Origin of the sequence: Bacillus cereus group sp. N12, assembly GCF_016483575.1 — a bacterium.
Classification (GTDB): domain Bacteria; phylum Bacillota; class Bacilli; order Bacillales; family Bacillaceae_G; genus Bacillus_A; species Bacillus_A toyonensis.
Genome location: NZ_JAEHBO010000127.1, coordinates 1 through 8,791, shown reverse-complemented (window position 1 = coordinate 8,791; position 8,791 = coordinate 1). Strand labels below are relative to the sequence as shown.

Sequence of the window (8,791 nt, the reverse complement as noted above, 5' to 3'; positions counted from 1 at the left end):
GGCAGCGTCAGATGTGTATAAGAGACAGACATATAAGACGTATGGACAAACACTTATTATTAAAGGTTTTATATGATTTTATATTAATTTCATGTCAATAGAATATTACCATGAATTATTATACGTCCTATTTAAAGGACTTATATAAAAGACTTATCAATAAAACGTGTATTTAACCCTATAAAAAAAGAGTAATACTTCTTAAGTATTACTCTTTTAACTATATAGTTTTATATAAAACACTTAGTTTATTAAACAGATTTTTATGATCCTGCTTCTTTTTTAATAACTCATTTTTCTGTTGGTTGTCCACAGAAAGGAAAGGGGATGTTAATGTCATGTTATATTTCGTTATTTCTTTTATTAATTCCGTAGTTATTTCTGAGATTTGCAGAAATAACACATAAAATTGTGATTCATTTTCATTCATTTGTTTTTCTCTGAAATTAAGTTCTACAAACTTGTCAGTATAACTTGTCAATTTCATATCAATATAATCACTATAACTCACATGTAAAGCCATAAAGCGATTAAACTCAGATAAACTAATTAATTTCTTTGTTAAACATAGATGTACTAAATAAATCTTGTATACAGCTTTAAATGAAATAATATATTTAGTTCCTTTTTTTATTAATTGGATGTATTCTCCGTATCTGTTAATTAAATACCTTAATTTATTAGGTTTTAGTCTCAATATTCTACTAACTTGTGAAGTATTGTAGATTTTATAAGGATCTAGAGCAGCAAACTGTAATGGAATTATCTCATATTCGTTATTTAATGTGTTAGTTACCTTGTTATAAAAAAAGTCTGTTTCAAATTCACTTTGTATAATCTTTTTTATTAACCCATATTCTGTGTTCCAATTCCGCATTTTTTCACCCCTTAAATCAGATTGTAACATGCAAAATACGAAATATACAAAATTTTCATTTACTTTATTATAATTATTTACTTATTTCTTTTATGATGTGATTTTTCCTCCTAATAAACAGTTACATCCAAAAAATTTTAACATTCATTTCAATATTGAATTTCATCCATTCAAAAATATATTCACTCTGTATTTTATGTATTTTGAGGACTCTACACAGATATGACGTAATACATATGACGAACTCTATTTTTATTTTTTAGCTTCGTCACATGTCTTTTTATTTATGTCGAAGGATATATGACGAACTCTAATAGTAAATAGATCCTTATTACATTTGATTTTTATAAGACATACATGAAGATGTATTACGTGTTTTTAAATCCAGAGTCTTGATGGATAACGAGTTGTTTTTTTGTAAATTTCAGTTAAAATATTTTTAAAACATTTTTATGTTCTCAAATGTTTTATTTACCCAATCAGTCTAGGTTGGCTTTTGGATAGTTGCAATCGATTTTATGCAAGTTTCCGTATTTTATTTCCATATCAGGGGAGTGTTTAAAATTGAAAAAATCATTTAATCATGCAGTTAAATATATCGTCGGAGAAAATGATCGTGGAGTTTATTTTAATCGTTCTGATATTTTTACAGTTTTATTTTTATATGAACAGCGAACAGTATCTCAAATTCAATTACGTAAATTTTATGAATTGATAAGTGGGGGGCCTATAAGTCGAACTACTTTTTCATCAAAGTTAACTAAATGGGCAAAAATGAAATTACTAAAAAAGGAAAATATAAGCGTGAGAAAAAAGCGAGGCTTCACACTAGATTTCGTTTCTATCTCTTTGAAAGGAGCTGAAATATTATATAGATTAAAATTACTTTCTGATTGTAGCACCTCATTTGTTACTAAAAGGCAATATGAACACAATATAGCAATCACGCAATTTGTCTTAAATTTACTAAAAGCAGAATCAAACAATGAACATGCCGGCGCAATTGTAGGCGGTAATGGAGATTATCTCTTTCCACTAAGCCAAATTGTAAAGCAAAACTTACAGTTGCCCCACCTGATGTATTCCGATTCAAAAGATGTCTACTTTTTATATGAAGATGAAGAATACCGTGAAGTGTTTCAGCCAGAACTTCAACCCGTTTCTTTCCTACCAGATCTGCCTCAACTTGTATATTCATTTCGTCCATCTAAAGAATTTTATCCTGACTCAAAGGGAAACCCATTAATAATCCCAGATTGGATTATTACTTGTAACAATTCTATTATCAATATTGAAGTTGATACAGGATCGGAAAACATTCCGTTTTTAGAAAATAAATTAAAAAAATATCTCGATATCGCTGCTGCTAACCCATCTAAGCAATATTACGTGTTATTTTCTATTATTGATGACTCCTACCATACCATTTCTACTTACAAAAAACGGACCACACGTGTTACCAATTTAAAAAAAGCTTTTGGTAATATTCCACGTTTAAGTGTGGTAAACAACCTAAATGTTTACGTATGCAATATGGGTAGTTCTGCACTTGTAGTAAATAATATTCTTCAAGAAGTTCGCGAAACTAATAGTTTAAGCAAAAGTCACCTAATCAAAAAAATCACTGAACGTTTAAACATAAATTCTTCTTTCCCTTATTCGGTAGAGTGGATATCTAATAAAAATGAAATGCAAGCGAAAGGGGTTCAGCATTCTAAACTACTTGAGCTAACAGATGACATTTTGGTATTACGAAAAAAAACATCTGATGAAGAAAAAAAATCTTTAGATTACTTAGAAATAGTTTGTATATTAACAATACTTAAGGTAGGGGAGGTTAACACACACTTTAAATTACAACAATTATCAGGATTGTTGGCCATGCAAAATCAACACCAAACACTAAACCCAATTAAAATATTGGGGATATATGAAGCGGACGAATTAGAGCATGGGCAGCAGGCCATTTTTACTGATTTGTATCACAATTCCATAGCACCAGAGAATATATTATTGGCTACTTCTGCTGAATTGCTTAATTTCACCGCTGCTTTTTATCCTTTAAAAGAGAGGGTGAAACAAGAATTTGGAGAACGCAGTTCAAAAGAATGCTGAACTCAATAATACACCAGGTAATGGGGAGGATCCAAAAGCCGGGAGGAGCAAGAAAAATTCCTATACAGTTACAATCGATATTACAAAAAGCTGGAAATATCGTTTAGTAGCTCGCTCATCTTACTATGTTGTGACTTTACTATTGCTGCTAGCTTGGTATTTTGCTTTCAGGGGAATATATAAATATGCTTCTTTCTGGTCAATACAAATGGGCGTTCCATTACCTACCTTAAGTATCTTCGGTAATCCGTTCGAAACTAATTATTACATTGAAACCTTTTTTAGCTTTTGGATTTTAATTTATACTTGGCAGCTTTCAACCAAGGTTAAGACTTATCAGGAGATAAAACGTAGATGGCTTATTTTCTCGATGATGTTAATTGGTATAGTTGCCCAGTACTTATGGGCGTTTAGTGTTCCATTAGCTAAAATATTTATTCCATTCTTAAATTCGAAAGCTGGAGAAGTTTCACTAAATGACAAAGGATTAGAGGATACTATACTTTCAAATTTTAGTAATATCATGCACGTTGTATTTGCTATACCTGTAATTATTATTATTCTCGTACTCTTATGGCTCTTTAAAATTTTTTATGAACATAAAAAGGAGCTTTTAGATGCATTCGGAAAATGGGAATACGTGTTTAAAATACCTGGTTGGATGCTTTCCTTTTTGAATGAAGATCGTCAACGAAAACTTGCTACTTCATTACACAAATTTTTCACTGAAAAAAATCCATCAAAATTGCCAGAACCCGATATCTTTCTCGGTCCTAACAGTGCTACACGGGAAATGGCAGTAATCCAGGGCAAGTCTTTAACACTTAATATAATGATTATCGGTAACATTGGTACAGGTAAATCAGCTGCACTAGGTTTACCAATTGCCAATCAAATTCTTGACTATATGGCTTCAATGATTAATAACTTTAAAACCTTATATGCAAGAAAAGATTATCATTCAGAGGATGTAAAAGGAACGCAGGTAAATGGTCTTACAGTTATCGAGCCATCTAACGACTTCTGCGAAAAAGTATATAAATTGGTATTGGCACACAAGATTCCCGAAAGTGTTATTTTCTATTTAGATCCAACAAATCCTGATACCCCTTCAATAAATTTCGTACGTGGTCCAGTTGATAAAATTGCTGAGATGTTATGTTCAGTATTAACGGGGCTCTCTGATAATGGAGCAGGAAATCCTTTCTTTGTTCAATCTGAGCGTTCGCATCTTAAACAACATATTTACTTGTTAAAACTCCATGATTCAAAATTTGAAGCTAGATTTGAACATTTAATTGATATGTATAATGATGCTAATCTCGTTTTTGAGATGCATCTCAAGTTAAAAGAGCGCCTTCCAAATGATATTGAATCTATACCTGATAGAGATGAACGAAATCATTGGCGCATAATGAAGCAAGTTGATGAATGGTTTGCTTTAAATTATGTACCTGAAATTTCTGGCGGTCGTGGGGGAGGGGAAGTTGTTTATCATACTGAAGGGAAATACTATGGGCAGCCAAAGATTATTGATAAACAAGAAACCTTCGTTCGTGGTTTACGAAACACATTAAATGATATTTCAGCTCAACCTCTGCTCCGTCGTGTATTATGTGGTCCATCAGATTTTGACTTTGAAAAGCATTTGGAATTTGGAGGTATCCTTTTAATCAATACAGCGAAAGGGGAACTTTCTGACCTATCTGATGTATTCGGTAAATTATGTTTATATGCAGTGCAAAATGCTGTTTTCCGTCGTAAACCTAACGTATCTCCATACCATCCTGTTTTAGTTGATGAGTTTGCAGATTACATTTATAAAGCATTTAAAAGTTTTCCTGCTCAATCACGTAAATATAAAGCTCCTTTAATTGTTATTGCACAAACCATTAGTCAATTAGCAATTGAACATGGCCCAAGATTCATGGATATCCTGTTAGGTACATTTCGTAATAAACTTGTTTATGGTGATGTTACTAATGAAGATGCTAAATTGTTTAGTAAGCTTATGGGTACGAAAACAATTTATGAAGCACGTGAAGGTGATCAAGAAATTGATATGGTAACAGCTGAAACGAAAACTCAAAGTACACGTAGAACATCCTACTCTTATTCGAAAACAGAGGTACCCATTCTTTCTGAAAATGATATATTGATTCAAAAAGCATTCCAGTGTGCTGCTAAAATTGTAAAAGATAATGCTCCTCAAGGAGGAATACAAGTAAATGCAAACTTTGTTCCTGCCACTGAGTTTAAAACAGCTAAGATTCAAGTTGATGCAGAAGCAGCTGCTTATTGGCTAAAAGTACGTGAAGAGTCATTGAATACGGAAATTAAATATGATGATTATGTTACAGATACAGATGTTGATAGTGAAGATACTGTAATTGAGGAATTGAGTACACCTAAAACAGTGCCTACTGCAATAGAAGGTTGGTTACAAACGTTAAATCCTGATACTTACGATTTTTATAATAATGAAGATGATACTGACAATGAAGGTGATTTAACAAATAATCAGTCTGTGCAAGATTACTCAAGAAATTCTGCTCCTAAGCTAAAAAAGAAGGACGCTACAGCATCAATTGCTACTTCTACTTCAACAGAACCCGCAAAAATTAATGAAGTAATCAATGTTCAAAAAGAAAATGTACCAGACACAAGTAAACATAGAGAACCTATTGAAATTAACAAAAAAGCATCAGTTATTACTGAAACCCCAATAGAAGTGCCAAGGGCAAAGCATACACCACAATATAGAGAGCCTGCTTACACATCGACTGTAACTCATAATCAGCAAGAACAGGAAATTCAACGAACTGCAGAAATCAATGGTAAAAATACAACATCTAACTTAACAATGCAATGGTTACAGCAACAAATGGCTGCAACTGTTTCTCAAGATGTTGAAAATACATTACCTTTAGATGAAATGGACGGAGGCTCTCGTCTTCACAATCGTAAAATAGCAGAAGTAACTCCAGAAAGTGCAGCAATTAAAGATAAACTCCGTCAATATATCGAAGGTGACATTGATCATGATTGATAAGCTATGCATATAACGAATATTTCTACCAGTAAGAAGGGGTGGGCTGTAAACTCATACCTTCTTATTTTTTAAGATGCATATTTCCGAAAAAAAGACTTTTTATGAAACAAAACCAGAATTGTGGCCTTACAGCAAAACTTGATTAGAATCCTGTGTTAATGTGCAGGATTTTTTCCTATTAAGCAATCGGTCCAGATTACGGAATAACTCCTTACTGAATAAGATTTTAAAGAAGAAAATTAAAACTCAGTAAGGAGGGGTTTCTTAATCTCGCATTGCCCCAGCTTCCCGGGAAGTCATTGCTCCTTGTCCTGCTCTTACATCATTTTGAATTTCTTGTTTTACTTTTTGCGCATCAGTTTCTGCAAAATTTGGTTTCATAATAGAACCAGACTTCTCTATAGCTTTTTTATGATTTTGCATACAAATCCTCCTCAATTTAACGTTTAACACTCTTATTTTGTACAAAAGTACACTCGGTATACCCCGAGTAGTTGAACGAATCTCACGTAAAGTAAAGGAGGGAAATTAAATACGTGGTTTCTGTTTTTAGGAATAGCAAATAGAAATTATTCCAATGTCAAGTGCGATTATGGAGCCATACATATAGAAAATGAAAAAACTAAAAAGAAGCAGGTACCTCTGTAAAGGTATCTGCTTCTTTTTACATAGATTCTATAATCATTTGTCTTTCATACCACTTGTTAAGTTTTTCATTAACACTTTTTGAAATGCGTTTCATTTTTTTATTACAAAATCTTGAGAGTGTAGCAGGGGATAGACCTATTTCATCTGCTATCTCACGCATTGTTTTATTTTGATGCATATGCTGATGCATAATTTTCTCTCGAACCATATCCTCTGATCCTACAGTAGGTTGTTTTACTGTATCTACAATATAACGCTCCTCTTGCTTCTCTTGTGTATCTATTGATTTTTTCTTCACCATACTATCTATATTATTCATCAATTCTTTTGGAGGTAAAATAATGATTCCCAACTTTTCAAAGTAATTCTTAAACCAATTACGTTCTCCTATCTTTGTTTCATCCAATTCCTCTGCATACGCCCAATGTGAAATTACATTTTCTTTTTCTAAATCATTTAAAACATTTTCTAGTTGTTCACGAATTCGAGTTGGGCGCCCCTTTGTAGTTGTAATACCCATTACAGATAGTAAACCTTTTTCTCCACCAATGGAGTATGGTCTTTTTAAAGTACTGTATTGTTGACGGATTCGCCACTGCCAGGATAAATAACGTATTAAACGTTTATGAAACTTGTGTCTATAGCTATTATACTCTAATGCTTTTTTCGATAATAAAGCAGTTGTGCTATTAGATCCATACAAATAGCCCGATAAAAAACTACCTGGTTTAATCTTACAGGATTCTATCCCCATATATTCATTAGTATTCTTATCTCTCCATAACACTACAGAGTCCAGTACGAATAGCCTTTTGATTACTTCACGTTTTACTTCAAATTTTTCCCCAGTTTCAGCTTGATCGTTCAATACTACAACTTCATTATCATCATTCAAATAAATAAAGATGCTTGCTAACGCTGCAATACGTTGCGCTACTTTTATCTTATCTTCTGCACGATAATACTCTACACCGTTTGCTGATGCTTTTGGCATATTACATAATTCCAACACATTTTCATAACTAAAATCTATGAATTCATCTGGAGATTTAGCTTGATTTAACCATTGTATTGTAATGGTATCCAAACAGTCTGCTGTAAGATCATCCATATTACTAATTACTCCATCAACCAATATAGACCATCTTTCTGCTTCGTTTGTATTCACTAATCTCAAATCCTCATCCTTATGTGAAGATAGTTGTGCAACTCCGCTTGAATTTTTTGTTTCTAATGGCAGTACCGGTTTTGCTACTGCTTCATCTTCCTCAAAATGATTTTTTGCTATTCCATCACGTAATTGATAGTACATTGCGTCATTGGTTACAGGATAGTAATCATCTGATATATCTTCTATATGTTCTGTTACCTGACTATCTTCAAAAATTGAAATTTGAGTTGGTTCAACTGCTTCAACTTTTTCTCCGAATTCTTGTTCAATGATCTTATCTAGTACATTTTGAATTTCAATTTTATATTTATTCAGATTGGCATAAATGTTTAACAACGATATTCCTTGCTCTTGTTTCTGACCTAACCAAGAAACAAGTGTCGAAAAGGAAGGGGACATATTAGCTGATGTTACTAATTTATCGTGATTCCCTTGTACTTCTTTATAATATTTATTCCATTTGGCCCATAACTGCTTGTTTTCTTCATAAATTGGAGCAGCAAGTAGGAGGGCATCACTAAACAATGCTAACACTTTCTCCATATTTAAATACCTCCTAACAATGTTAATTACAAATATAATTTGAATCTTAAAAATGTGAAACGTCATAGCTATATGATGGCTATATAACCTTTAAGTTGAAATGTTGTCTGAATAATCTACATAATTGTTGTTTTTTTTACACATTTTACTGTGAATCATTTAAATTCTCTTTACTTGTCTTTAATTATATAAAACTGCTTCTATTTGTAAAATCATTACTTTACAATACAATTTCAATTTTTGAAAGTTTTTAACGAGTTTCCCGAAAGAATTCTCCTTCCTCAAGCGTGTGAAGGGCGTAGCCCAACGGTAGGTGGGAGATGAATTTCGGTTTGGCGTAGCCAAAAGGTTTTCCTTTTTATTTTGCCTCTGATATAATCAGTCT

At 32.4% G+C, this 8,791-nt stretch carries 5 protein-coding genes; 2 read left to right on the top strand and 3 right to left on the bottom strand.

Annotation, left to right across the window (positions count from 1 at the left end):
• Positions 1-220: 220 nt before the first annotated feature.
• On the bottom strand, positions 221-907 hold the full coding sequence (locus JDS92_RS28545; RefSeq protein ID WP_199632936.1) for a hypothetical protein: 687 nt from the start codon (positions 905-907) through the stop codon (positions 221-223).
• Between the two features lie 534 nt (positions 908-1,441).
• On the opposite strand from JDS92_RS28545, the gene JDS92_RS28540 reads away from it, so the two are divergent.
• Entirely contained in the window at positions 1,442-2,992 is a 1,551-nt protein-coding gene (locus tag JDS92_RS28540) for a hypothetical protein (RefSeq protein ID WP_199632935.1), read from the top strand.
• Positions 2,964-6,041 (top strand): type IV secretory system conjugative DNA transfer family protein, encoded by a 3,078-nt coding sequence (locus tag JDS92_RS28535; RefSeq protein WP_199632934.1) that lies wholly within the window; start codon positions 2,964-2,966, stop codon positions 6,039-6,041. The genes JDS92_RS28540 and JDS92_RS28535 overlap by 29 nt, the downstream gene beginning before the upstream one ends.
• Positions 6,042-6,308: 267 nt before the next feature.
• On the opposite strand, the gene JDS92_RS28530 is transcribed toward JDS92_RS28535, so the two are convergent.
• Positions 6,309-6,467, bottom strand: coding sequence for a hypothetical protein (locus tag JDS92_RS28530; RefSeq protein WP_001179369.1), 159 nt, complete (start codon positions 6,465-6,467; stop codon positions 6,309-6,311).
• 241 nt (positions 6,468-6,708) lie between these two features.
• Entirely contained in the window at positions 6,709-8,406 is a 1,698-nt protein-coding gene (locus JDS92_RS28525; RefSeq protein ID WP_053446372.1) for a helix-turn-helix domain-containing protein, read from the bottom strand.
• Positions 8,407-8,791 lie beyond the last annotated feature (385 nt).